This window comes from Streptomyces sp. NBRC 109706 (genome assembly GCF_000974485.1).
Taxonomy (GTDB): Bacteria; Actinomycetota; Actinomycetes; order Streptomycetales; family Streptomycetaceae; genus Streptomyces.
This window is the reverse complement of sequence record NZ_BBOM01000011.1, coordinates 559,478-585,016: the sequence shown is the minus strand read 5'-3', so window position 1 is coordinate 585,016 and position 25,539 is coordinate 559,478. Positions and strand designations below refer to the sequence as shown.

The following is a 25,539-nucleotide window of genomic DNA, read 5'->3' as shown; positions in this document are numbered from 1 at the left end:
GTACGAGAGGGCGTTGGGCGGGAACCCGAAGGCATCGTACGATGCCTCTCGTACTATCCGGGCCGGCAGACCCGGGTACCGACCTCGGGAGGATCCCCGTCATGAGCACGTTGTTCGAGCCCTGGTCGCTGCGCTCGCTGACCGTCCCCAATCGCGTCTGGATGGCGCCCATGTGTCAGTACTCCGCCGCCACTTCGGGGCCGGACACCGGCGCCGTCAACGACTGGCACCACACCCACTACACCAGCAGGGCGGTCGGCGGCGCGGGCCTGATCCTGACCGAGGCGACGGCGGTCGGCCCGGAGGGCCGGATCAGCCCCGCCGACCTCGGCCTGTGGAACGACCGGCAGACCGAGGCGCTGACCGGGCTCACCCGGGCGCTGCGCGAGCGGGGCGCCGTGCCGGCGATCCAACTGGCGCACGCCGGGCGGAAGGCCGGCACGCGCCCGCCCTGGGACGGCGGCGGTCCGCTGGCCGAGGACGAGGGGCCCTGGCGCCCATCGGCGCCCAGCCCGGTGCCGTTCGCCGAGGGGTGCCGGACGCCGTCGGAGCTGACCGAGGACGGTATCCGAGAGGTCGTCGGGCAGTTCGCCGCCTCGGCGCGGCGCGCGCTGACCGCCGGCTTCCAGGTCGCCGAGGTGCATGGCGCGCACGGCTATCTGATCAGCGAGTTCCTCTCCCCGCACAGCAACCGCCGCACCGACAGCTACGGCGGCGACTTCGCCGGCCGGACGCGGTTCGCGCTGGAGGTGGTGGACGCCGTGCGCGCCGTGTGGCCCGACGAACTCCCGTTGTTCTTCCGGATCTCGGCCACCGACTGGCTGGCGGAGCACGGCTGGACGCCGGACGACACCGTGCGGTTCGCGCACGATCTGCGGGAGCACGGCGTCGATGTGCTCGATGTCTCGTCCGGCGGCAACGCGCCGGATGTGCGGGTGCCGACCGAGCCGGGGTACCAGGTGCCGTTCGCCGCGCGGGTGCGGCGGGAGGCGGGGCTGCCGGTCGCGGCGGTCGGGCTGATCACCGAGCCGGAGCAGGCGGCCAAGATCCTGGCCTCGGGCGAGGCCGACGCGGTGCTGCTGGGGCGGCAGTTGCTGCGCGAGCCCTACTGGCCGCTGCGCGCGGCCAAGGAGCTGGGCGGCCCGCCCTCGGTGGTCCCCGCGCAGTACGAACGCGCCTACTGACGGCGCCGGGGCCGTCCCTCGGGACGGCGCAGGGTTGCTCCCGGGCGCGCGGCTCCCGCCGCGCGCCCGGCGGTCGACGCGGCAACGGGCTGTCAGTGCTTGCCAGTAGGGTGACGGACCGTGGCAGCACGAGCATTGCACGAGATTGTCGAAGCGGGCTGGGCAAAGGCGCTTGAGCCGGTGGCGGACCGGATCACGGCCATGGGGGACTTCCTCCGCGCCGAGATCGCCGCCGGCCGCACCTACCTCCCGGCCGGCCAGCACGTCCTCCGCGCGTTTCAGCAACCCTTCGACGACGTCAGGGTGTTGATCGTCGGTCAGGACCCGTATCCCACGCCGGGGCACGCGGTGGGCCTCAGCTTCTCGGTGGCCCCCGAGGTGCGTCCCCTGCCCGGCAGCCTGGAGAACATCTATCGCGAGCTGAACACCGATCTGGGCCTGCCAAGACCCTCCAACGGGGATCTCACCCCCTGGGCGGAGCAGGGGGTGCTCCTGCTCAACCGGGCGTTGACCACCGCGCCCAGGCGCCCGGCCGCGCACCGCGGCAAGGGCTGGGAGGAGGTCACCGAACAGGCCATCCGCGCCCTCGCCGGGCGGGGCCGGCCGCTGGTCGCCGTCCTGTGGGGGCGCGACGCGCGGAACGCGCGGCCGCTGCTGGGCGGGGTGCCGGCGGTCGAGTCCGCGCATCCCTCGCCCATGTCGGCGGACCGGGGCTTCTTCGGCTCCCGGCCCTTCAGCCGGGCCAACGCCCTGCTCGCCGAGCAGGGCGGCGCCCCGGTGGACTGGAAGCTCCCATGACGCCCCCGCCGGGGAGGGCATGGGTGCTGGGGGTGGATTCGGGCGGCTCGGGGCTGCGGATCGCGCTGGCCGAGGCGACGCCCGGGGGCGCGCCGCGCCCCGGCGGCGAGCGCCGCACCGAGGAGCCGGTGCGCACGGGCCCCGGCGGCATCGACGCGGGCCATCTGCTGGCCCAACTCCTGCCCACGGCCCGGGCCCTGCTCGACGAGGTGGCGCCCGGGGGGCGGATCGAGGCGATCTGTGTGGGGGCGGCCGGCATGGCGACGCTGGGCGGCCGGCTGCGGGCCGAGCTGCCCCAGGCGCTGGCCGCCGGGCTCGGCGTCCGCCGGCTGGCGCTGGCCGCCGACGCGGTGACGGGCTACGCGGGGGCGCTCGGCGAGGCGCCGGGCGCCGTGGTCGCCGCCGGCACGGGCATGATCGCGCTCGGGACGGATCTGGTGTCCTGGCGGCGGGCGGACGGCTGGGGCCATCTGCTGGGCGATCTCGGCGGCGGCGCCTGGATCGGGCAGCGCGGGCTGACGGCGGCGCTGCGCGCGCACGACGGCCGCCCCGGGGGCTCCGCCGCGCTGTTGGCCCGCGCCGAGGCCGAGTTCGGGCCGATGTCGGGGCTGCCGGCGCGGATCTATCCCCGTACGGACCGCCCCGCCGCGCTGGCCTCGTTCGCTCCCGCCGTGGCGCGCTGCGCCACGGCGGAGGAGCCGGACGACGTGGCGGTCGGCATCCTGCGGGAGGCGGCGCGGGAGATCGCCGATTCGGCGGTGGCGGTCTGTCCTGCGGACACGGCCGGCGGGATCGCGCTGACCGGTGGGCTCTTCCGGATGGGCGATCCGCTCACCGGGCCGCTGCACGCGGAGTTGGCCCGGCGGCTCCCCCGCGCCCGGGTGGTCCCGGCCGCCGGCACCCCGCTGGACGGCGCGCTGCAGATCGCCGCCGGGCTCGCGCTGGGCGCCTCCCACCTGCCGGAGGACCCCGCGCTGCTGCATATCGTCGACCACCGTGGGTAAAGTGCCAGGTCGGTGGCCGTCACACCGACGCGCGGGACATACCGGGACACACCTGGTCCCTGTCCCCCCGGACGAACGGCCGGGCACATCAAGGCATTAACATGCGGCGACATGAGCTCCTCCACTGGGCCAGCATCCGGCCTCCCCGTACGCATGCCGCGACCCCGTCAGTCAGGACGCCATCGCAGGCCGGAGCCGGTGTCCGCCCCCGAAGGGGCGCCGCCGCTGGTGCTCGCGGTGCCGGGGACGCCCTCCGCTTCGTCCCTCTCGGTCGCCGAGGAGGTGTTGAGCATCGCCCGCTCCGAACTGCCGGGCCTGGACGCCCGGATCGGCTTCGCCGAGCGCGTGGGCGAGGAGTTCCCCTCGTTGGAGGGGGTGCTCTCCGGCGCGGACGCGGAGGCATCCGAGGCGAGCGGGGCGCCCAGCGCGATCGTGGTGCCGCTGCTGGCCGGCCCGGACAGTGCCCAGTTGCGCGGCATACGGCAGACCGTGGTGCACAGCGGTTCGGGTGCCGAGCTGACCGATGTGCTGGGCCCGCACCCGCTATTGGCGGAGGGCGTGCATGTCCGGCTGTCGGAGTCCGGCTTGGCCAGGGCCGACCGGGCGCGGCTGTTCACGGTGGCCACGGCCGCCGACGGCATCGTGCTGGCCACGGTGGGCGGCGAGGAGGCGGTGCAGACGGCCGGGATCACCGGCATGTTGCTCTCCGCGCGGCTCGCGGTGCCGGTGCTGGCCGCCGCGCTGGACGAGGAGGGCGCGGTGGCGCACACCGCGAACCGGCTGTTGGAGGCCGGCTCCCAGCAACTGGCCCTGGCGCCCTGCCTGATCGGCCCGGAGATTCCCGAGGGCCTGCTGGAGTCGGCGTCCAAGGAGGCCGGTTGCCCGACGGCCGAGCCGCTGGGCGCCTATCCGGCGGTGGGCAAGCTGGTCCTCTCCACCTATATGGCGGCGGCCGGCCTGGCCCCGCAGCCGGCGCCCCCGGGGGGCCCGCGCGTCTGACCCGGGAAGCGGCGCGGGCCGTTGCCTCACGGGGGCGCGGCGTCCGATCCGGCCTCCCGCTGGTGGAGCAGCTCGGTCAGGTCGGTGAGACGGTCCAGGCCCCGCAGGGGCCTGGACATCCGCGCGTTGTCGGCGAAGGTGTCGCGGTGGCGGTCGAGGAAGGCCCAGTAGCCGGCGGTGAACGGGCAGGCCCGCTCCCCCACCCGGTCGCCGGGCCGGTAGGCGCAGGGCCCGCAGTAGTCGCTCATCCGCCGGAGGTAGGAGCCGCCCGAGGTGTAGGGCTTGGTGGCCATCAGTCCGCCATCCGCGTACTGGGACATGCCGATCACATTGGGCAGCATCACCCAGTCGTAGCCGTCCACGAAGCTGCGGTGGAACCAGTCGGTGACGGCGAGCGGGTGCCAGCCCCGCTGGAGGGCGTAGCTGCCCAGGACCATCAGGCGCGGGATGTGGTGGGTCCATCCGGTGTCCCGCACCTGGGCGAGCACGGTGGCCAGGCACCGGGCGGTGACGGCGTCCGCGTCGAGGTTCAGGAACCAGTCGGGGAGCGGCGCGGTGTGCCGCAGCGCGTTGCGGTGGCGGTAGTCCGCGCCGGCGTACCAGTAGAGGTGCCAGACGTACTCCCGCCAGCCGGCGATCTGCCGGACGAAGCCCTCCACGCTGTTGAGCGGCGCCTTTCCCGCGCGCCAGGCGTCCTCCGCGCGGGCCACGCACTCCCCCGGGTCGAGCAGCCCGAGGTTGAGCGAGGACGACAGCAGGCTGTGGCTCAGCACCGGATCGTCGGCGAGCATGGCGTCCTCGCGGGGCCCGAAGGTGGCCAGTCGGCGATCGAGGAAGCGGCGGAGCGCGGCCAGGGCCTCGCGTCGGGTGGCGGGGAACGCGCGGGGGCCGTCCCGGCCGACGAAGGACACCTCGCCGTCGCGTTCCATGCGGTCGAGGTCCGCGCGTACCTCCTCGTCGATGGCGTCCTCGCGGGGACGGTAGGGCGCGGGCAGGTCCAGGGACGAGGCGTGGCGGGGCGGCGGTTCGCGGTTGTCGTGGTCGAGGTTCCACCGGCCGCCGGCGGGCTGGTCGCCGTCCATCAGCAGGCCGCGGGCGCGGCGCACCCGGCGGTAGAAGTTCTCCTGGCGCAGTCCGCTCTCGTCGTGTTCGTCGGCCCAGGCGCGGAAGTCGTCGGGGCGGACGAGGAAGCCGCGCGGCGGCAGCACGGTGACCTGGTCCAGGGCGGTCACCAGCGCCAGCGCCGCGCGTGAGGTGGGGTGGTGGACCGTCACCCGGGCGTCGCCCACGGCGGCGCGCAGCCCTTCCCGGTAGGTGTCGGCCTTGATGTAGCGGACGCGGTCGCCGAGTTCGGCCGCCCGGTGGCGCATCGCGGAGAGCACCAGGTGGGCCTTGGCGCGGTGGAAGCGGCGTCGGCGCAGCACCGAGCGGGCCTCGATCATCACCAGGGGTGCGTCGCGGGCGGGTCCGCCGTCGCCCCGCGCGGTGAAGTGTGGGCCGAGCTGGTCCCCGAAGAGCCAGTGCGCGGTGCTCACGGCTGCCGGCCGGGCGGCGGCGGATGGGGGTGGCGCATCGGACTTCTCCTGGTGGGGGCGGGGGCCGGGGGCGGCCCCCATCCTGGGCGACGTCGCCCTGTGGCGCGGGGCGCCGCGCCGACGCGGGACCCGGCCGGGCGCCGTCGGGCCCCTTCGCCCTTCTATAAGCTGACGGGATGGCCACTACCGAGGACCCGGCGGACGATCTCCAGGCGTTTGCCCGGCAACTGCGGCGGCTGAACGGGGAGATCAACCGTCTGGTCCACGGTTTCGCGCTGGCCCAGGGGCTGCATCCGACCGATGTGCAGGCGCTGGCCGTGATCCTGGACAGCGAGCAGCCGCTGACGCCGGGGATTCTGCGGGGTCGGCTGGGTCTCACCTCGGGTGCCGTCACCGCCTGTCTCGACCGGTTGGAGCGCGCGGGTCATGTGCGGCGTTCGCGCGCCAGCGAGGACCGCAGGGTCGTTCATGTGCACTACGCGGCGAGCGCCAGGCCGGCGGCGCGGGAGCACTTCCGTCCGCTGGCCGCCGCCGCCGAGAGCACCCGCGCGGGGTTCAGCGCGGCGGAGCTGGCCGTGGTGGCGCGCTTTCTGACCGCGCTCAACGAGGAGTTGGGCGAGTTGCGGACCCCGCCGCGCTGATCGGCACCCGCCTCGTCCCCGGCGCCGCGGCACGGTAGATTATCTCAATCATTGAGATAGTTACCCGTTGAGTAGTCGCCTCGGGTGAACCGGTGTGACGTTCACCCCCGGGGGTCGGCGTCCGGTCAGGAGCACCTATGCCCAGCAGTACCCGGCGGATCCGTTGGCTGGTCCCCGCCGTCGTCCTTCTCGTCTGGCTCGGCGTCGGCGCCGGCCTCGGTCCGTTCGCCGGCCGGCTCGGGGAGGTCGCCACCAACGACCAGGCCGCGTTCCTCCCCGGCGGCGCCGAGTCCACCCGGGTCCTGGAGGCCCAGCAGGCGTTCCGTCAGGACGAGACCCTGCCCGCGATCGTGGTGTGGACCTCGGACGAGGAGGGCGGCCGTCTCGGCGAGGAGCGGCGGGCGGAGGCGACCCGCGCCCTGGCGTCCCTGGCCGACGATCCTGCGGTGGTGACCGAGCCCTCCCCCGTGCTGCCGGCCGAGGACGGTCTGGCCCTGCAGGGGGTGGTGCCGCTCGATCCCGATCTGGACGAGGAGCTGTCCGAGACCCTGGAGCGGCTGACCCGGGCCGCCGAGGGGGTGTCGGGCACCACCGTGTGGATCGCCGGCCCGGCGGCCAGCCAGGCGGACCTCTCGGAGGCGTTCGCCGGCATCGACGGTCTGCTGCTCGGGGTCGCGCTGACGACGGTGCTGCTGATCCTGCTGCTGGTCTACCGCAGCGTGCCGCTGCCGCTGGTGATCATCGTCGGGGCGGTGTTCGCCCTGGCGTTGGCGTGCGCGGTGGTCTATCTGCTGGCCGATCTCGACGTGGTGCGGGTGGACGGGCAGGTCCAGGGCATCCTCTTCATCCTGGTGATCGGCGCGGCGACCGACTACGCGCTGCTGCTGACGGCGCGCTACCGCGAGGAGTTGGCGCGCGGGGACGACCGGACGGCGGCCATGCGCACCGCGCTGCGCCGCTCCTTCGGCCCCATCACGGCGAGCGCCGCCACCGTGGCGGCCGGCCTGTTGGCCCTGTTGCTCAGCGACCTCACCAACAACCGGGCGCTGGGCCCGGTGGGCGCGATCGGGATCGGCTGTGCGGTGCTCAGCGCGCTGACGTTCCTGCCGGCGGTGCTGGTGCTGCTCGGCCGCGCGGCGTACTGGCCGGCCAGGCCGCGGTCGGCGGGTGGGCGGGATCGGGCGCACGGGCTGTGGACCCGGGTCGCCGCGCTGGTGGACCGGGCCCCGCGCAAGGTCTGGGTGACCACCCTGGTGGTGCTGCTCGCGGGGGCCGCGTTCGCCCCGACCCTCAACACCAGGGGCGTGCCGCTGGACGAGGTCTTCGTCAACGACGCGCCGTCGGTGGCCGCCCAGGAGACGCTGGGCGAGCACTTCCCCGGCGGTTCCGGCAACCCGGCGGTGGTGATCGCGAACGCGGAGGCGGTGGAGGGGGTTCTCGACGCGGCCGAGGACACGGACGGCGTGGCCTCGGTGGCGCCGGCGACCGCGTCGGGCCGCCCGGCCGGGGGCCCGCCGCCGGAGGTGGACGGCCGTGTCCTGCTGGAGGTGACGCTCGACGACGCCTCGGACAGCACGGCGGCCGAGGAGACCGTCGTCCGGCTGCGGGCGGCGGTGCACGCGGTGGACGGGGCGGACGCGCTGGTCGGCGGCTACACCGCCCAGCGGTACGACACCCAGCGCACCGCCGCGCAGGACCGGACGCTGATCGTTCCTGTGGTGTTGGTGATCATTCTGCTGATCCTGATCGCCCTGCTGCGTTCGTTGGTGATGCCGGTGTTGCTGGTCGCGACCGTTGCTCTCAACTTCCTGACCACGCTGGGGGTTTCCGCGCTGGTCTTCCAGCAGTTGCTGGGCTTCGGCGGGACCGACTCCTCGGTGCCGCTCTACGGGTTCGTGTTCCTGGTGGCCCTGGGGGTGGACTACAACATCTTCCTGATGTCCCGGGTACGGGAGGAGGCGCTGCGGCACGGGCCGCGCGAGGGGGTGCTGCGGGGGCTCACCACCACCGGTGGGGTGATCACCTCCGCCGGGGTGGTGCTGGCCGCGACGTTCGCCGCGCTGGGGGTGATCCCGCTGGCGTTCCTGGTGCAGATCGCGTTCATCGTCGCCTTCGGCGTGCTGCTGGACACCCTGGTGGTGCGCTCGCTGCTGGTGCCGGCGCTGGTCCGGGATCTGGGCCGCAGGGCGTGGTGGCCGGGTGCGCCGAGCCGGACGCCCTGAGCCGGAATCGCCGAGCCGGGCGCGCGGTGCGGCGCGCCCGGCGGCTCCCGTCAGATGGCGATGTCGAGCCGGTGGCCGTCCGGCCAGGTGAGCGTCACCCGTTCGACGGCGACCAGCACCTCCGGTGCGTCGTCCGGCAGTTCCTCGTCCCCGGTGAGCGCGACGCGGGCGGCGAGGAGGCCGTCGGCCGGGAGCGGGCCCTCGGTGGCCAGCCAGGGGGTCGCCGTCCAGGCGCCCAGCGGGCCGGCGTCGCGCTCCACCGTCACCCCGGCGCGGTCCAGGCCGCGCAGCGGGTGGAGGGTGGAACGGAGCCGGTCGGTGCGGGCGAGCGCGCCGGGTCCGGTGGCGGGGCGGGTGGCGGCGGCGAGCGGCCAGCCGCCGAACCGCACCGTGGGCGGCCGGGCCGGTGGCTCGTCGAACACCACGCGCGCCAGCCGGACTTCGACGCCGCCCCTGACCGCCGAGACCACGGTGACCAGCGGGCCCCTGGTGATCGTGCCGGGGCGGCCCGAGCCGTGGTCGGGGCCGGCGTCCGCGGCCGGCTCCACCCAGTGGGCCCGGCCGCCGGAGGCCGCCAGCAGCACCCCGCCCTCGGCGACCCGGGCGTGGTGGTGGGTGAATCCGGTGCGGTGGGTGGCGCGGCCGGCGGCGTCCAGCACGACGACGGCGTTGTCCAGCGGCGCGTCCACCGTGGGCCCGGTGAGCGGCGGGACGGTGGCCGTCGAGTAGCCGAGCCGGGCGTAGAGGGGGGCGTCGGCGCCGCCCGCCCCGGGGGCGGCGTGGTCGGTGCCGTGGTTGAGGACGGTGATCACGCCGTCGCGTTGCCGCCCGGAGACCAGCCAGCCGGGCGCCTCGATGACCCGTTGGACGTCCCCGCGTTCCACGGGCAGCGGCTCCTCGGTCGCGGTCCAGACCGGGTGGTCGGCCGGCAGGGCCAGGCCGAGCATGCCCTTGGCGGCCCAGTAGGGCGATCCGGGCCCGGAGTACGCCTGTTTCATGGACGGCCAGGCGTGGTGCCAGCCGAGGGTGAGCAGGCCGTCCCGGTCGGGGACGCCGTGCTCGGTGAAGTGCCGCAGGGTGCCGCTGGCGGCGCGGCGCAGCAGCCCGGGCGGCAGGGCGTCGACGCCGGTGTAGGCGGCGGTCCACAGCGGCGCGGCGCTGGCGAAGCGGTAGATCAGGCTGCGGCCCTGGAGCAGCGGGGAGCCGTCCGAGCCGATGAGGTGGACCGCGTCCCGGAGGTAGTGGCCGAGGTCCGCCGCCCAGTCCTCGCGGAGCGCGGGCGGGCAGAGGGTGCCGGCGACGTCGAACGCGCGGGCCCAGAGCAGCGGGTAGAGGTGCAGGGCCCAGCCGGTGTAGTGGTCGTAGGCGCGCTGGTCGGCGCCGTCGGAGAGCCAGCCGCCGGGGCGGCGCAGCCGGGCGTGGACGGCGAGGTCCTCCTCGATGTCGGTGGCCGACCAGGGCCCGCCGACCTCGCGGAGGAAGGACTCGACGACGATGCGGAACCAGACCCAGTTGATCGGCGGGTAGGGCTGGCCGACGACGGTGGCCAGCCAGTCGACGGTGCGCTGCCGCACGGCGTCGTCGAGCCGGTCCCAGAGCCAGGGGCGGGTGAGTTGCAGGATCAGCGCGAGGGAGGCGGCCTCCACCTTGGCCTGGCCCAGTCGGTCGGGGCGCGGCCAGGCTTCGGGCGAGGTCGGGTCGGTGCCGGCGGCCAGGCCGGCGGCGTAGCGCTCCAGCAGCCCCGTGGGGTCGGCGCCGCGTTCGCCGACGATCCGGAAGCCGGCGAGCAGGAAGGTGCGGGCGAAGCCTTCGAGTCCGTCGGAGTCCGGGCCGTAGCGGCTGGCGGGGCCCGGCAGGTCGAAGCGGGTGCCGAGCGGGGAGCGGTGGCGGTCCACGGCGGTCAGCAGCCGGTCGGCGAGCGCGGCCCAGTGGGCGCGGGTCCAGCCGGTGTGCGGGGAACGGGCCCGGTCCTCGGGCGGCGGTTCGGGGAACTCCCGTGTGGCTGTGGTCATTTGATGCTCCCGGCGGTGAGGCCGGAGCGCCACTGCCGTTGCAGGACGACGAAGGCGAGGATCAGCGGCAGCACGGCGAGCAACGAACCGGTGATGACCAGGGGGTTGTAGTGGGGGAACTGGCTGACGCGGGAGCTCCATTGGAAGAGGCCGAGGGTCATGGGGAAGAGCTTGGGGTCGGTGAGCATGACCAGGGGGAGGAAGAAGTTGTTCCAGATGCCGACGAACTGGAAGAGCAGGATGGTGATGATGCCGGGGCGCATCATCGGCAGGGCGATGGTGAAGAAGGTGCGTAGTTCGCCGGCGCCGTCTATGCGGGAGGCTTCGAGGACTTCGTCGGGGATGGCGGCTTCGGCGTAGGCGCGGGCGAGGTAGACGCCGAAGGGGTTGGTGAGGAGGGGGATGAAGACGGCCCAGAAGGTGTCGACGACGCGGAGTTCGGTGGCCAGGAGGTAGAGCGGCAGGGCGAGTGCGGTGGTGGGGACGAGGACGCCGGCGAGGGTGACGGCGAAGAGGGTGCGGCGGCCGGGGAAGTCGAGTTTGGCGATGGCGTAGCCGCAGGCGGCGCAGATCAGGGCGCCGACGACGGCGCCGAGTCCGGCGTAGAGGAGGGAGTTGCGGATCCAGTGCAGGAAGACGCCGTCCTCCTCGGCGAAGAGGTCGCGCAGGTTGCCGAGCAGGTTCCAGTCGCCGAGTTCGAAGGCACTGGTGGTGGAGAAGTCGCCGACGTTCTTGGTGGACGAGGTGAGCAGCCAGATCAGGGGCAGCACGCTGTAGAGGGCGGCGATGGCCAGCAGGGCGTGCACGGCGCCCTTGGACGTCCAGCGGGATGTCCGTCGTGTGGGGTTCATCGGGACCTCCGGGTGGACAGGCGCATCACCAGCGCGGAGAGCAGGGCGCAGGCGACGGCGAGCAGCAGCGAGGCCGCGGCGGCCCGGCCGTAGTCGTTGCTGATGAACGCGGCCTCGTAGACGTAGAGGCTGGGCGTCCAGGTGCTGGTGACGGAGGAGCTGAAGGACCGCAGTACCAGGGGTTCGGTGAAGAGCTGGAGCGAGCCGATGATGGTGAAGACCAGTGCGACGAAGGCGGTGGGGCGGATCATCGGCACCTTGACGGCCAGCGCGGTGCGGATGGGTCCGGCGCCGTCCACGGTGGATGCCTCCAGGACGTCACGGGGCACGGTGCGCAGCGCGGTGTAGAAAATGATCATGTTGTAGCCGAGCCACTGCCAGGTGGCCATGTTGACGATGGAGGGCAGGACTCCGTCGCTGCCCAGCGGGTCGAAGGGCAGGATGTCGTTGACGGGGCCGATGCCGGGGCTGTAGAGGTAGGCCCAGATCAGGCCGGCGATCACGCCGGGCACGGCGTAGGGCAGGAAGACGGCCAGCGACCACAGTTGGCGCAGCCGAACGGTGGCCCCGTCCAGCAGCAGCGCCAGGACCAGGGCGCCGCCCAGCATCAGTGGCACGTGCAGCAGGGCGTAGCGGGCGACGTTGCCGACGCTGTCGCGGAAGTTCTCGTCGCCGAGGACGTCGGTGTAGTTGGCGAACCAGACGAAGACGTCGCGGGGGCCGTCGAAGCCGAGGCCGGAGAGGCGTTCGGTGAAGAGGCTCAGATAGAGGGCGTAGCCGATGGGCACCAGCACGGTGCCGGTCAGCAGCAGCGCGAAGGGGGCGGCCAGCAGCAGCGGGGCGAGCCGGGAGCGGCGGCCCGCGCGCGTCGTGGATTCGGTGGTCATTCGGCGCTCCCTTCGCGGACGGCCAGGCCACGGTCGCGCATGGTGTTCACGGCGGTGGTCTGCAGGGAGTGGACGGCGTCCGGGAGGGTGGTGGCGCCGGAGGAGACGCCGCCGAGGGCGTCGGCGACGGAGGAGAAGAGGCCCAGCGCGTTGGGGCCCCAGGTCCATTCGGGGACGCGGGCGTCGGCCTCGTCGAGGGTGTCGTAGACCGGGTCGCCCAGGAAGTAGTCGTCCGGGACGATCTCGCGGGCGATGTCGCGGTTGGGCAGGTAGGCGGGGAAGGGGGAGGTGAAGGTGGCGCCGATGCGGGGGACTTCGGGGTCGGTGGACAGCCAGCGCAGGAAGGTCAGGGCGGCCTCGGGGACGTTGCTCTCGGCGGAGATCCCGAAGGCGGTGCCGCCCTGCATGCCGTTGGCGGGCGGGCCCTGGGGCCAGGTGGGCATGGTGGCCACGGCCCAGCGTCCGGCGTCGTCGGGTATGGACTTCTTGAGCGTGCCCACGCCCCAGGAGGCGCCCAGATAGCCCCAGAGGCGGCCCTGGTGGATGGCGGCGATCCAGTCCTGGGTGCCGGTGCCGCCCCCGGCGACCAGGTCGGCGTCCAGGAGGTCCTGCCAGTAGGCGGCGGTGCGCAGGGTGCCGGCGCCCGCGACGTCGACGACCCAGGTGTCGCCCTCCACCCGCCACCAGGGATCGCCCGCGCCCCAGGCCATGCCGGCGAAGAACGAGCCGTCGTTGAGCGGGAAGGTGGTGAGCCGGGCCGCCGCGTCTGCCTCCCGTACCTGTTCGGCGACGGTGGCGAACTCCGGCCAGTCGCGTGGGACTTCGAGGCCGTGTTCGTCGAAGAGGTCCTTGCGGTAGTACAGGGCCATCGGCGCCATGTCCATCGGCACCGCCCAGGTGCGCCCGTCGGGGCGCACGGCGCGCCAGGCGGCGGGCGAGTAGCCGTCGGCCAGGTCGGCCACGTCCTCGGTGATCTCCCGCAGCCCGCCGGTGGCCAGCACCTGGATCAGGCCCTGGTACTCGACATGCAGGATGTCGGGCGCGTTGTGCGCCTTGATCGCGTTGGTCTGCTGGGCGTAGCCCCCGGAGAGCCCGGCGGCGATCACGCTCAACTCGACATGGACCTCGTCCTGGGCCGCGTTGAACGCCGCCACGTACTGGTCCATCCCCGTCATCCAGGACCACAGGGTCACCCGGGTCGCCCCGGACCCGGTGGTCGAGGACGCGCAGCCGGCGAGCCCGACGCCCCCGGCGGTGAACGCGGCGGCCCCGGCCGCCGAACGCAACAACGCACGACGGGACCATCCGGTGTGCGGAGCCATGAGTCCCTCCTTTCTCGATCGGTGTGCCGGCTCACCTCACCGTGTGGAATAGTGCTCGGTCAATCACTACGAAACGAAACAACCAGAATCGATCAGAAACGAAAGTGAGGGGGTGGCGGTGTTCCTACCGTCCGAGCGCCAGGAACGCATCCTGACCGCCGTACGCCAACACGGCACCGTACGACTGAGCGAACTCGTCGATCAGCTGAACGTCTCCGCGGTCACCATCCGACGGGACGTCACCGCCCTCGCCGACCGCGGCCTGCTGCGCCGCGTACACGGCGGCATCACCCTCTCCCACCGCACCGGCCGCGAACCCGAACCCCAGCGCACCACCTTCGGCCCCACCACCGCCGGCATCCTGCTCGGCATGGTCGTGCCCTCCGTCGAGTACTACTGGCCCCAGGTCATCCAGGGCGCCCAGACCGCCGTCAACGCCGCCGACGGGCGCCTGGTCATGCGGGTCTCCAGCTACGAACCCGGCGAGGACCGCCGCCAGATCACCGCCCTCCTCGAACGCGGCGTCCGCACCCTCCTCGTCGCCCCCGTCGTCACCGGCGCCTACGGACTCGACCTGCTGCGCTGGCTCGCCGCCCGACCCGTCCCCGTCATCCTGATCGAACGCCAACCGCCCCCGGAACTCCCCACGTTGGCGCTGGACGCGGCCACCACCGCACATGCCATCGGCGCTGGCCTCGCGGTACGCCACCTGGTCACCCTCGGCCACCGCGACATCGCCCTCGTCCTCTCCCGCCAGTCCCCCACCAGCCGCGCCCTCCGCCAGGGCTGGCACGACACCCTGACCGAACTCGGCCTCCCCCACCCCGACAGCCGACTCTTCGAACTCGCCGTCTACGGCACACCCGGCTGGGCCACCACCTACGACACCGTGCTGCGCCGCTGCCGCGAACTCGGCGCCACCGCACTCCTGGTGCACTCCGACCGCGAGGCGATCGGCATGGTGGAGCGCGCCAGGGACCTCGGCATCACCGTCCCCGACGAACTCGCCGTCATCTCCTACGACGACGAGGTCGCCGCCACCTCCGACCCCCCACTCACCGCCGTACGCCCCCAGAAGCACCGACTCGGCCAGCTCGCCGCCGAGTTGGCCCTGGCCCGGGCCACCGAGGTCGGACGCCGCCCCGTCCACCGGGTGCAACTGTGGCCCACCCTTGAGGTCCGCGAATCCTGCGGCGGCCAACCGGACTGACCGGCGGAGCGCGCCCGGGCGGCAACCCCTGACGCGCCGGCGACCACCAGAGGGCGACGGACGGGCATCAGGACCGTCCGCCCCTCTCGGGAACAGGAGTTGCCCGTGCGTCACCATCCAAGGCCCGGCGCGCCCCCACGACGTGGCGCCCTGGCGTCCGTCGGCGCCCTACTGCTCGTTCTGCTCACCGCGCTGCTCGGCCCTTCGGCCGCCGCGCAGGGGCCAGGCCCGGCGGACCATCCGGACGACGCGTGGAACCCGCCGGCGGAGTACGCCGTCGGGCTCGACGAGGTCTGGCGGCATATGGAGGACACCTATCCCGACCTGTTGGGCTTCCCCAACTACGGCTGGGACCACATCATGGCCAACGGAGGCACGCTGCAGTACTGCGTCCGCTGGGAGTCCACCACGCCGGTCGACGCCGAACTGCGCGACCGCGTCCACACCGTGCTGGACGAGCAGGTCAACCGGTGGTTCGAGGCCATCGACGGATTCGACGGCTTCCCCTACGACCGGGTGCCCGTCACCGTGGTGGGCTGGGCGGCGGCCGACCGGTCGACCCTCCAGTGGGACGACGACGCGGTGGATCTCTACATCGGCGACCTGGACGGCGGGGGCGCCCCGCGCTGCGCCCCGGAGTGCGACCGTTTCTTCCACCAGGACGGCGACTACTCCGACTGTCCTGGCGGCGAGGCCCGGCACTTCGACCAGTCGCTCTGGCTGACCGACGGCTTCGGCGGCGGGGCCGGCGGCGACTGGGGGCAGCGGATGGGCCGGGAGTACTTCGTCGGCGCCCTCGGCCAGGAGAACATCCATATCCTGCTCCACGAGATCGGGCACACCCTCGGCCTCGACGACTTCTACGACTGGACCCCGACCGGCGTCTCCGGCTTTCTGATGAAGGCCGGCACCGCCAGTGAGATCACCGGGTTCGACGCCTGGATGGCCAGGGACTTCTGGCGCCATCTGAAGGACCGCTACCAGGTGTAGCGGCGGCACGGGGGGCCGTCCCGGCCGGGCGGCTCCCCGCTCCCCGTCGACTCCGCCGATGGGGCCGCCTCGGACACGCCATCCGGACAATTCACCACCAAGCGTGATGAGGTGGTCCGCGGCGTCGAGGACGCCACGGCGGGCCGCCCCCGGCGCGCGCCCGACCGTCCGGCCCGAGGAGGAGCGGCGATGCGCGACACCCCGGTCAACCCCGCGGACACCCAGGCGACGGGGGGCAGGGCATGAGGCGACTGTCGGGACCGACCGACCATGTGGTGGTGGTCGGCGCCGGTCTTGCCGGCCTGGCCACCGCGCTCCATCTGCTGGGCGCCGGCCGGCGGGTGACGGTGGTCGAACGGGAGGCCCTGCCCGGCGGCCGGGCGGGCCGCTGGGTCAGGAGCGGCTACCACCTCGACACCGGCCCCACCGTGCTGACCATGCCGGACCTGATGGAGGAACCGCTCGCCGCGGTGGGCGAGAAACTTGGCGACCGCCTCGACCTCATGCCGCTGCACCCGGCCTATCTGGCCCGCTTCGCCGACGGCGACCACCTCGCGGTGCACACCGACCCCGAGGCGATGGAACAGGAGGTGACCCGGTTCGCCGGCGCGCGGGAGGCGGCGGGCTACCGGCGGCTGCGGGGCTGGCTGGAACGGCTCCACGCGGTGCAGATGAGGCGCTTCATCGACAGCAACTTCGACTCCCCGCTGAGCCTGCTCAACCGGGACCTGGCACGGCTGGCCGCGCTCGGCGGCCTCGGCCGCCTGGACGGCCGGGTGCGCCGCTTCCTCACCGACGAACGGCTGCGGCGCGTCTTCACCTTCCAGTCGCTCTACGCGGGCGTGCCACCGGACCGGGCGCTGGCCGCCTATGCCGTGATCGCCTATATGGACACCGTGGCGGGGGTGTGGTTCCCGCGCGGGGGCGTGCACGCCCTGCCGCGCGCGCTGGCGGACGCCGCGGCCGACGCCGGCGCGCGCCTGCGGTACGGCGAGGCGGTGATCGGTCTCGAACGTTCCGGCGCGCGGATCACCGCCGTACTGACCGACAGGGATCGCGTCCGCTGCGACGCGGTCGTCCTCACCCCCGATCTGCCCGTCGCCTACCGGCTGTTGGGCCGCACCCCACGCCGTCCCGTACCCCAGCGGTACGCCCCCTCGGCCGTGGTCCTCCATCTGGGGATCGACCGCGCGTGCCCGGAACTCGGCCAACTCGCCCATCACACCCTGTCGTTCGGCCGGGCCTGGGAGCGGACCTTCCAGCAGCTGACCGCCGAGGGCCGGCCGATGACCGACCCCTCGTTGCTCATCACCCGCCCCACCGCGAGCGATCCCGGCCTCGCGCCGGCCGGGCGCGAGCTGCTCTCCGTTCTCGCGCCCTGCCCCAACACCGCGATCGGGCCGGGGCCCATCGAGTGGCGGGAGCTGGGGCCCCGCTACCGGAACGGCCTGCTGGCCGTGCTGGAACGCCGGGGGCTGACCGGTCTCGCGGCGGGCGTCGAGGAGGAGTGCCTGGTCACGCCGGCGTACTGGAGCGCGCAGGGGCATCCGGCCGGCACCCCGTTCTCGCTGGCCCACACCCTGGCGCAGACCGGCCCGTTCCGCCCCCGCAACCTGGTGCGCGGCACCGGGAACGCGGTGCTCGCCGGCTGCGGCACCACGCCGGGCGTGGGCGTGCCGATGGCCCTGCTCTCCGGGAAGCTGGCGGCGGCCCGGGTGACCGGCGGAGCCGAACGGTGACCCGGCGGGAGCTGGACGCCGCCGGGATCGCCGATCCCGGACTGCGCGCCGCCTACGCCAGCTGCCGGGCGCTCAACGCCCACCACGGCCGCACCTACTTCCTCGCCACCCGGATACTGCCACCCGCCCGCCGGCCCGCCGTGCACGCGCTCTACGGATTCGCCCGCCGGGCCGACGAGATCGTGGACGACCTGGGCACGGCGGCCTCGGTCGCCCAGCGGGAGCGGGCGCTGACCACGCTGGAGGAGGAGCTGGCCCTGGGCCTGCGCGGGGCGCGCACCGTGCACCCGGTGGTGCGCGCCCTGGCGCACACCGTGGCCGAATACGCCATCGACGCCCGCTACTTCACCGCGTTCATGGCCTCGATGCGCAGCGATCTGACGGTCACCGACTACCCCGACTACGAGGCGCTGCGCGGCTATATGCACGGTTCGGCGGCGGTGATCGGCCTCCAGCTGCTGCCGGTGCTGGGCACGGTGGTGCCGCGCGAACAGGCCGCCGAACACGCCTCCGCGCTGGGGGTGGCGTTCCAACTGACCAACTTCCTGCGCGATGTGGGCGAGGATCTCGACCGGGGCCGGATCTATCTGCCGGCCGACCTGCTGGCCGCGCACGGCGTGAACCGCGAGCTGCTGACCTGGGGCCGGTTGACGGGGGCCAGGGAGCCGCGGATCACGGCGGCGCTGCGCGCCACGGCCGGGCTCACGCTGGCGGTCTACCGCGCGGCCGAACCGGGCATCGCGCAGCTCGACCCGGTGTCCCGGCCCTGTGTGCGGGCGGCGTTCGTGCTCTACCGGGACATCGTGCTGGCCGTCGACCGGGCGGAGTACCCGGTGCTGCGGCGACGGGTGACGGTCGGCCGGGCGCGCCGGGCCCGGGTGGCGCTGGCCGGCGCGGCCGGCGCCGTCGCGGCCCGCGCCCGGGGGCGGCGGCCGATGCCGGCGGACGCGGAATGAGGGCCGGCCGCCGCCTCCCGCTGCGCGCGCGGCGCGACGCCGTGCCCTGGGAGGCGCAGCGCCCCACCTGGCGGGCGGCCAGGCCGGAACTGATCGCCCGGGCCGTCCGGCGGGCCGAGGCGCGACCCAGCGGCAACTGGTATGTGGTGGGCGCCAGTCGGGACCTGCGCGACGACCGGCCGCTGGGCCGTACGGTCGCCGGTCGTGAGGTGGTGCTGTGGCGGGACGCCGGCGGCCGGCTCCGGGGCGGCCCGGGCGCCTGCCCGCACCTGGGCGCGCCGCTGCGTCGCGCGCCGGTGCGCGCCGGCTGTCTGGTCTGCCCCTGGCACGGACTGAAGCTGGACGGCGGCCCGTTCGCCGGCTGGGAACCGTATCCCACCTGGGACGACGGGACGTTGCTCTGGGTGCGGCTGGACGCGGTCGGCGGCGAGCCGCCGCTGGCCCGCCCACCGCTTCCGGAGCGGCCGGACCCCGGGAGCGCGCTCGTCGCCGTCTACACCGGGGTGGGCCGCTGCGAGCCGACCGATGTGCTGGCCAACCGCCTCGACCCCTGGCACGGCGCGTGGCTGCACCCCTACTCGTTCGTCGACCTGACGGTGCGGGAGCCGGCGGCCGACGGGACGGACACGCTGCTGGTCGACGTCTCCTTCCGGGTCGCCGGGCGACTCGTCGTCCCGGTCACCGCGGCGTTCACCGCGCCGGGACCGCGCACCGTGGTGATGCGGATCGTCGCGGGCGAGGGCGTCGGCTCGGTGGTCGAGACCCACGCCACCCCGCTGGGCGCGGGGCCCCGCACCGCCGTGGTCGAGGCGGTGCTCGCCACATCGCCACGACGCGGCTTCGCCGTGGCCCGCGCCCTGTCCCCCCTGCTCCGCCCCCTGACCCGCGCCACGGCGGCCCGCCTCTGGCGCGACGACCTCGCCTACGCCGAACGCCGACACGCTGCGCGCGGTGGCGGCGGCCGGCACTGACGCGGACGCGCTGCGCGGTGGCGGTAACGGGCACTGACGCGCTGGCGCGCGTCGAGCGCAGCGCTACCGCGACGCTGCCGCTACGCGGTGGTACGTGGGCCGTGATGGCATCACCCCGGTGCAACAACGGTCCGCTGGCGGGGTGCCCGGGAGGGGTAATTCCGCTGCGTGGACCCGCCGGTGGGCGTGGAACGTCGGCTTCTCGCGGTGCGCCGTTCGGCACGCCGGCGCCGACGCACTGCGCGCGGTGGCGGGCACTGACGCGCTGGCGCGCGTCGAGCGCGGCGCTACCGTGACGGTGCCGCTCCGCAGAAAGCTCTGGCTCGCGGCGGGTTCCAGTGGTGGCGCCACCGGCCACCACGGTGTCCCGCCGGTGGGCGTGGAACGTCGGCTTCTCGCGGTGCGCCGTTCGGCACGCTGGCGCCGACGCACTGCGCGCGGTGGCGGGCACTGACGCGCTGGCGCGCGTCGAGCGCAGCGCTGCCGCGACGGTACCGCTGCACGGCAGGCTTCCGCTCGCGGCAGGTGGGACGGCGGGCCGATGACGCAACGCTGCCGCTACGCGGTGGTGCGTGGATTGCCGTGACGGCGTCAGCCGGCGCGACAACGGTCCGCTGGCGGGGTGACCGGGAGGGGCGATTCCGCTACGTGAGCGCGCTGGTGAGCGTCGACCGTCGGGGTGTCACGGTGCGCCGTTCAGCACACCGGCGGCGCGCTGGCGCGGTGACCGGGAGGGGATGAACCCACCCCACGGACACACCGGCGAGCGCGGAACACGCGCGGCTCCGCTCAGGTGGTGGCACCTCCGCCACGTAGACCTGCGAGTTGCTCCCCGGCCCCTCGCCCACAAGAGTCCTTCCGGCTCGCAACGCCCCATTGATGCGCCCTGCGTTCGCCCCGCCGCCTCACCGGTGCCACCCCCGTCCGGCGCCACCGCGATGGACGACCGAAGCTCCCGCAAAGCGCCAGCGCAACAAGGCGTCATCCCCGCCACCGCACGCCGATGCACCGCAAGACCCCCACCGAGAAGGCAGGCATCCCACCCCACCGCAGTCGACACGCACCAGCGCGTCGCAGACCGCACCAACCCCAGCCCGCCGGCGCACAACCCCCACCCCAAGTCGGCCACGCAGCGGCACCCTCGCACGCGTCAGCGCGTCAGCCCGCCGCGCAGCGGCACCACAGCGCTGACGTCCCACCCAACTCTCGCCAACACACAGCAGAACCGCACCAATCCCCACCTCGAATCGACAGCAGCACAGCAACGCCCACTCTCAACGCGCCCAGCCCGCCGCGCAGTGGCACCATCGCGGCAGCGCCGCGCTCGACGCGCGCCAGCGCGTCAGTGCGCCGCATAGGCCATCGCGCGCAGCGCGGCACTGCGGCCGGTTCTTGGCACCGTCCACAGCGGGTGGCCTCGCACGCCCCAGCGGGCGAGCAGTGTGTTGGCCGCGAGGAGGCCGGTGGTGGCGGCGCGTTCCATCAGGGCGACGGGCAGTGGCGCGCGGACCAGGTCGCCGGCGACGACGACGCGCGGGTCGGGGGTGGTGACGGTGGGCCGGTCGCGGTAGCCGTCGACGGGGAAGAGCGGGCAGTCGTCCCGCCACAGGTGCCGCGCGTCCAGCACCCGCGCGGCGGCGGTCTCGGGGTAGACGGTGCGGGCGGCGGCCAGCAGTCGGGCCTGGGTGGCGGCGCGGTCGGCCGCCGGATCGACGGCGTAGGCGTGGAGTTCGACGACGGATCCGCCGGTGCGGGCCGCCCAGCGGGCGGCTTCGCCCTCCCACCGGTCGAGCACGCTGATGTTGTCGAGTCCGTCGTAGCCGGCGGTGCCGAGGAAGCCGGGGCGGTGGTGGGCGAGGGGGCGGTCGAGCCAGAGCCGGGAGACCAGGAACGGGGGCGCGGTGCGCAGCCGGCGCAGCCGGTCGCGCCAGGCGGCGTCGCCCAGGCGCGGCGAGTGGGCCGCGATGCCGCGCAGTCCCGCGGTGTCCAGGGCGAGCACCACCGCGTCGTGGCGGTGGGTGCCGTCGTCGGTGAGGACGTCGAGCCCGTCGTGCGGGTGCGGTCCGGCGGGACGGACGGCGTGTGCGGCGGTCCCGGTGCGCGGGGTCAGTCCGTGTCCGACGAGGTAGCGGGCGAGGGGTTCCCACAGCGCTCGGGGGAACGGCTCCGCCGGGACGTCGAAGAGCAGGCCCTCGCTGGAGCCGAGGAAGTAGATGTGGAACATCAACGCCATCTCGGCGGCGGAGAGTTGGCGCGGGTCGGCGAAGAAACTGCGGGAGAAGACCTCGAAGGCCAGATGGCGGGCGGCGGCCGGGAAGCGGATCCGGTCCAGCAGGTCGGCGGCGCTGGTCCCGTCGAGCCGTCGGTAGACGTCGGGGACCCGGATGTCGAGCAGCGGCAGCGCGGCGCGGAGGTCGAGCGCGGCGAGTTCGCGGGGCGGGAAGCTGGGGCTGAGCGCGGCGAGGGCGAGGGCGTTCCAGGGTGGGACGCGCGGCAGGTGGGCGAAGCCGTCGTGTGCGCCGTCGCGGTGCCGGAGCGGGTAGTCGGGCAGCGGGCGGAGCATGGCGAGCGTGGGGTCGGCCCGACGCAGCAACCCGCGCAGGTTGTAGTACTGGCGGAAGAAGGCGTGGAAGCCGCGGCTCATGGTGGCGGCGGAGCCGTCGGCGAGCCGGTCGGGCCAGCCGGCGAGCCGGCCGCCGAGGACGGGGGCCCGTTCGTAGAGCGTGACGTGGACGCCGCGTTCGACCAGCCCTGTGGCGGCGGCGAGGCCGGCGATGCCGCCGCCGAGCACGGCCACCCGGGGCGGCGGGCCGGTGATCCGGTCGCGTCCGGGCGGTGCCGGGATGGTGACGGCTTGCCGGTCGCGGCCCCGGCGCGGGGTGCTCATCGGACGCCCGCCGGCGGGACGGGCCGGCGGCGGCGCCAGGGCAGTTCGGCCGCGGTGCGCAGCATGGGCGGCACGGGGGTGTGCAGGCCGATCGCCAGGTCCTCGTGGAGGCGGGTGTCCCCGTCGAGGAAGCGGAGCAGCCGGTCCGGTGGGATCTCGCGGAAGAGGCGGGTGAGGAACGCGGCGCCGTCGACCCGGCCCCGGTCGAGGGCGCGCAGCAGCACCGCGTCCATGGCCAGCGCCCTGGCCGGGTAGGCGGCGGGCGGCCGGGGCCGGCGGCCGCCGGCCAGGGCGCGGGCGACGGCCCGGGTCTGGCGTTGGGCGGCGGCGAAGGTGTAGCCGGTCGCCGGCCGGGTGGCGCCGCCGGCGGCGCCCAACCGGAAGACGGCGGGGGCGAGTTGGCGGGGGTGGCGGGCGTCGGTCATCGGGATGGCGCCGCGTTCGGTGGCCAGGACACGGAAGGCGCCCAACCGCCGTACGGTGGCGGCGTAGTGGCCGAGCGCCCGGTCGTAGGCCGCGTCGTCGAGGGCGGCGGCGGAGAACTCGGTGTACTCCACCAGTGCCTCGTCCGGGGCGAGCGGCAGCACATAGCCGAAGGCCAGCCCGCCGGGCGGCTGGGGTACGCGGAAGTCCATCAGGTCGACGACGGTCGGGTCGAACGCCGGGCGGGCGGTGCGCAGGAACCAGCCGTGGAAGTGCTGGAGCAGCCGGGTGCGGGCGGGGGGTGGCGCGGGCGGCCGGGAGTCGAAGACCCAGCGGGCCCGCAGCCCGACCCTCTCCCCGGTGGCGGTCTCGGCCCGCAGCTCGGCGCCGCGCGGCAGCGGGCGGATCGCGGTGACGGTCAACTCCCTGGCGCGCACCGGGCCGAGCCGCGCCCGGACGGCCGCCTGGAGGTCGGTGGAGCGCAGCATCTTGTAGCGCAGCGTCGAGGGTCGGCGTTCGACGGGGACGCCGTCCGGGCCGAAGACCCGCAGCCGCGCCCAGGACGCGGTCAGCAGCTCGTCGAACTCGCCGCCGGGCGGCTCCCAGTAGCACCAGGTGCGCGGGGGCGGCCGGTGGGGTCCTGGCGGCGCGTCGATCAGCGTCACCTGGGGGCTGCCGGGCGGGAGCGGGGCGGCGGCGAGCCGCAGGGCCAGCGAGAGGCCGGCCGCGCCGGCGCCGACCACGGCGATGCCGACGTCCGGGCAGAGGGGGGTGCACACCCGTGGATATGTACCAGGACGCCGGTTTCCTACCTCGCGCCACGCCCGAGGCGCCCCGAAACGGGGTGCGCCGCCCGCCCCGCCGGGAGGAGCCCGGTCAGGGCCGTCCGGGCGCGGGCCCCGTGGACTCGCGGATGACCAGCCGGGCGGTGGGCGGCTCCGGGGCGGCGTCGGCCGGCTCGCCCAGCAGGCTCAGCAGCCGCCGGGCCGCCGCGCGGCTGACCTGCCGGGCGTCCTGGGTGATGGTGGTGAGCCTGGGGTGCAGCCACTGGCCGAGCGGATGGTCGTCGTGCCCGATGACGGAGACGTCGTCGGGCACCCGCAGCCCCATCCGCTGGGCGGTGGCGATGCCGGTGAGCGCCATGGCGTCGTTGGGGTAGAGGATCGCGGTGGGCCGGTCGTCGGGGTCGGCGAGCAGGGCGGTGGTGGCGTGCGAGGCGGCCTCGCCGGTGAGTTCGGTGTCCAGGCGGGTGCGCAGCCGCAGGCCGCGCGCGCCCAGCTCCGCCTCCAGATGGACGCGGCGCAGCCGGCCGTGCACCCGGTCCTCCGGGCCCGCGACATAGGCGATCCGGCGGTGCCGCAGGTCGATCAGATGGTCGACGGCCGCGGCGGTCGCCTCCTCCAGGCCGAGCGCGTGCACGCTCTCGGCCGGCTCGCCCTGCCAGGGCCGGCCGATCAGCAGCCCGGGGACGCGGAGCCGGCGCAGCAGCTCGTGCCGGGAGTCGCCGATCCGGTGGTCCGTCAACAGGAAGGCGTCGACGCGGCGTTGGCGGACCAGCTGTTCGTAGCAGTCGGACTCGGCCTGGCCGGCGCCGACGAGGTGGAGGCGCAGGCCGTAGCCGGCCGGGGCGAACTCCTCCTCAAGGCCGGCGACCGTCTCGGCGAAGAAGGGGTCGGCGGTCAGCAGATCGGGGTCCCTGGCGATGACCAGCCCGACGGTGCGGGTGCGTTCGCCGCGCAGCGCCATGGCGTGGGCGCTGGGCGACCAGCCGAGCTTCTCGGCGGCGTCCAGGATGCGTTCGCGGGTCGGCCCCGAGATGCCGTCGCGGTTGTTGAAGACCTTGGACACCGCCGACTTGGAGACACCGGCGAGGGCGGCCACGTCCATGATGGTGGGCTGGGATCGGCGGGGTGGCGCCGTCGCCCTGGCCGCTTCGTCACGAGTGATGGCCCGGTCTCCGTTCCTTCGGGGCGCGGTGTCGCCCGGGCCGCTCCCCGGTGGGAGCGGCGGTCACATCTTGACCGCGCCGCTGATCAGTGCCTGCTCCATTCTGCGTTGGAGCACCACGTACACGATATAGACCGGGATCAGGGTGATCGCCGTGCCGGCCATCAGGACGCCGTACTCGGTGGCCTGGTTGGCCTGGAGGGTGGGCAGCGCCACCTGGATGGTGCGCTGCGAGGTGTCGGGACCGATGATGACCAGGGAGTAGAGATATTCGTTCCAGAAGTTCAGGAAGTTGAGCAGCAGCACGGTGGCGATGCCCGGCATGCTCAGCGGGACGAAGACCCGCCACAGCACGGTCCAGGTGCCGGCGCCGTCCACCCGGGCGCTCTCCTCAAGCTCCGGCGGCACGGTGCGCATGAACTGGGTGAGCAGCACCACCGACAGCGGCAGCGCGCCGGCCGGCAGCAGCAGGATCACAAAGGTCCTGGTGTGGAAGAGCCCCGAGTAGGCGGCCATCAGGAAGGTGGGCACCAGGGCGGCGAAGGTGGGCACCAGGAAGCCCATCGCGAAGATCCGCTCCAGCAGCGTGGAGAGCCGTCCCCTGCTGCGGGCCAGCGCGAAGGCGGCCGGCACCGCCAGCAGCAGGGTGAGGACCAGCGCGGTCGCCGTGACCAGCGCCGAGTTGACCATGGCCAGGTCGAGTCTGGCGTAGCTGATGGCATCCCCGAAGTAGTGCCAGACGGGGTCGAGCGGCGGGGTCAGCGGGCTGTCGAAGATGTCGGTGGTCTTCTTGAACGAGGAGATGACCAGGTAGTAGAGGGGCAGCACCAGGGCCAGGGCATAGAGCCAGATCAGGCTGTGGCTCACCCCCCACAGCAGCCGTCCGCCACGGCCGACGCGGCGGGTCGTCCGGGGGCGGCGGAGGGCGCGGGGCGCCTGCTCGGGGTTACGCATGACGGCT

General features: G+C 74.4%; 20 protein-coding genes. 11 read left to right on the top strand and 9 right to left on the bottom strand.

Annotated features, from left to right (window positions below):
• The first annotated feature begins 101 nt into the window (after nt 1–101).
• From AOM46_RS27090 to AOM46_RS27075, 4 genes are all read left to right on the top strand, one after another.
• Nucleotides 102–1,184, top strand: coding sequence for an NADH:flavin oxidoreductase/NADH oxidase (locus tag AOM46_RS27090; protein WP_062216116.1), 1,083 nt, complete (start codon nt 102–104; stop codon nt 1,182–1,184).
• Between the two features lie 120 nt (nt 1,185–1,304).
• On the top strand, nt 1,305–1,982 hold the full coding sequence (locus tag AOM46_RS27085; RefSeq protein ID WP_062216114.1) for a uracil-DNA glycosylase: 678 nt from the start codon (nt 1,305–1,307) through the stop codon (nt 1,980–1,982).
• Nucleotides 1,979–2,986 (top strand): N-acetylglucosamine kinase, encoded by a 1,008-nt coding sequence (locus AOM46_RS27080; RefSeq protein WP_062216112.1) that lies wholly within the window; start codon nt 1,979–1,981, stop codon nt 2,984–2,986. Before AOM46_RS27085 ends, AOM46_RS27080 begins: the two co-directional genes overlap by 4 nt.
• Before the next feature lie 111 nt (nt 2,987–3,097).
• Nucleotides 3,098–3,985 carry a sirohydrochlorin chelatase gene (locus tag AOM46_RS27075; protein ID WP_199824069.1) on the top strand — a complete coding sequence of 296 codons (888 nt, stop codon included), beginning with the start codon at nt 3,098–3,100 and terminating at the stop codon, nt 3,983–3,985.
• A gap of 26 nt (nt 3,986–4,011) precedes the next feature.
• Here the strand turns inward: AOM46_RS27075 and AOM46_RS27070 are convergent, their stop codons facing one another.
• Entirely contained in the window at nt 4,012–5,520 is a 1,509-nt protein-coding gene (locus tag AOM46_RS27070) for a cryptochrome/photolyase family protein (RefSeq protein WP_062216308.1), read from the bottom strand.
• Nucleotides 5,521–5,696: 176 nt separating this feature from the next.
• On the opposite strand from AOM46_RS27070, the gene AOM46_RS27065 reads away from it, so the two are divergent.
• Together AOM46_RS27065 and AOM46_RS27060 are read left to right on the top strand one after the other, a co-directional pair.
• Entirely contained in the window at nt 5,697–6,161 is a 465-nt protein-coding gene (locus AOM46_RS27065) for a MarR family winged helix-turn-helix transcriptional regulator (RefSeq protein WP_062216108.1), read from the top strand.
• 137 nt (nt 6,162–6,298) lie between these two features.
• Nucleotides 6,299–8,383 (top strand): MMPL family transporter, encoded by a 2,085-nt coding sequence (locus AOM46_RS27060; protein WP_062216106.1) that lies wholly within the window; start codon nt 6,299–6,301, stop codon nt 8,381–8,383.
• Nucleotides 8,384–8,433: 50 nt separating this feature from the next.
• On the opposite strand, the gene AOM46_RS27055 is transcribed toward AOM46_RS27060, so the two are convergent.
• The 4 genes from AOM46_RS27055 to AOM46_RS27040 are packed head-to-tail and all read right to left on the bottom strand — an operon-like array spanning nt 8,434 to nt 13,455.
• Nucleotides 8,434–10,395, bottom strand: a complete 1,962-nt coding sequence (locus AOM46_RS27055) for a DUF2264 domain-containing protein (protein ID WP_062216104.1) — start codon at nt 10,393–10,395, stop codon at nt 8,434–8,436.
• Nucleotides 10,392–11,246, bottom strand: coding sequence for a carbohydrate ABC transporter permease (locus AOM46_RS27050; protein ID WP_062216102.1), 855 nt, complete (start codon nt 11,244–11,246; stop codon nt 10,392–10,394). Before AOM46_RS27050 ends, AOM46_RS27055 begins: the two co-directional genes overlap by 4 nt.
• Nucleotides 11,243–12,133, bottom strand: coding sequence for a carbohydrate ABC transporter permease (locus AOM46_RS27045; RefSeq protein WP_062216100.1), 891 nt, complete (start codon nt 12,131–12,133; stop codon nt 11,243–11,245). Before AOM46_RS27045 ends, AOM46_RS27050 begins: the two co-directional genes overlap by 4 nt.
• Entirely contained in the window at nt 12,130–13,455 is a 1,326-nt protein-coding gene (locus tag AOM46_RS27040; protein WP_062216098.1) for an ABC transporter substrate-binding protein, read from the bottom strand. Before AOM46_RS27040 ends, AOM46_RS27045 begins: the two co-directional genes overlap by 4 nt.
• Nucleotides 13,456–13,567: 112 nt before the next feature.
• Between AOM46_RS27040 and AOM46_RS27035 the strand changes: the two genes are divergently transcribed.
• The 5 genes from AOM46_RS27035 to AOM46_RS27015 all read left to right on the top strand — a co-directional run bounded on the left by AOM46_RS27035 (nt 13,568) and on the right by AOM46_RS27015 (nt 19,321).
• Nucleotides 13,568–14,665, top strand: a complete 1,098-nt coding sequence (locus tag AOM46_RS27035) for a substrate-binding domain-containing protein (protein WP_234314025.1) — start codon at nt 13,568–13,570, stop codon at nt 14,663–14,665.
• 105 nt (nt 14,666–14,770) lie between these two features.
• Nucleotides 14,771–15,655, top strand: a complete 885-nt coding sequence (locus AOM46_RS27030) for a hypothetical protein (RefSeq protein WP_370592767.1) — start codon at nt 14,771–14,773, stop codon at nt 15,653–15,655.
• A gap of 242 nt (nt 15,656–15,897) precedes the next feature.
• A complete protein-coding gene (gene crtI / locus AOM46_RS27025) occupies nt 15,898–17,394 on the top strand; it encodes a phytoene desaturase family protein (RefSeq protein ID WP_062216096.1) in 1,497 nt (498 codons plus the stop codon).
• Nucleotides 17,391–18,350: a phytoene/squalene synthase family protein gene (locus tag AOM46_RS27020; protein WP_062216094.1), complete on the top strand. Its 960-nt coding sequence runs from the start codon at nt 17,391–17,393 to the stop codon at nt 18,348–18,350. Before crtI ends, AOM46_RS27020 begins: the two co-directional genes overlap by 4 nt.
• On the top strand, nt 18,347–19,321 hold the full coding sequence (locus AOM46_RS27015; protein ID WP_062216092.1) for a DUF5914 domain-containing protein: 975 nt from the start codon (nt 18,347–18,349) through the stop codon (nt 19,319–19,321). The genes AOM46_RS27020 and AOM46_RS27015 overlap by 4 nt, the downstream gene beginning before the upstream one ends.
• A gap of 1,342 nt (nt 19,322–20,663) precedes the next feature.
• Here AOM46_RS27015 and AOM46_RS27010 read toward each other — a convergent pair.
• The 4 genes from AOM46_RS27010 to AOM46_RS26995 form a co-directional block, all read right to left on the bottom strand.
• Entirely contained in the window at nt 20,664–22,208 is a 1,545-nt protein-coding gene (locus tag AOM46_RS27010; protein WP_062216090.1) for an FAD-dependent oxidoreductase, read from the bottom strand.
• Nucleotides 22,205–23,410 carry a lycopene cyclase family protein gene (locus AOM46_RS27005; protein ID WP_062216088.1) on the bottom strand — a complete coding sequence of 402 codons (1,206 nt, stop codon included), beginning with the start codon at nt 23,408–23,410 and terminating at the stop codon, nt 22,205–22,207. The genes AOM46_RS27010 and AOM46_RS27005 overlap by 4 nt, the downstream gene beginning before the upstream one ends.
• 97 nt (nt 23,411–23,507) lie before the next feature.
• Nucleotides 23,508–24,518 carry a LacI family DNA-binding transcriptional regulator gene (locus AOM46_RS27000; protein ID WP_062216086.1) on the bottom strand — a complete coding sequence of 337 codons (1,011 nt, stop codon included), beginning with the start codon at nt 24,516–24,518 and terminating at the stop codon, nt 23,508–23,510.
• A 123-nt stretch (nt 24,519–24,641) separates the two neighbouring features.
• Nucleotides 24,642–25,532: a carbohydrate ABC transporter permease gene (locus tag AOM46_RS26995; RefSeq protein WP_062216084.1), complete on the bottom strand. Its 891-nt coding sequence runs from the start codon at nt 25,530–25,532 to the stop codon at nt 24,642–24,644.
• Between the last annotated feature and the right edge of the window lie 7 nt (nt 25,533–25,539).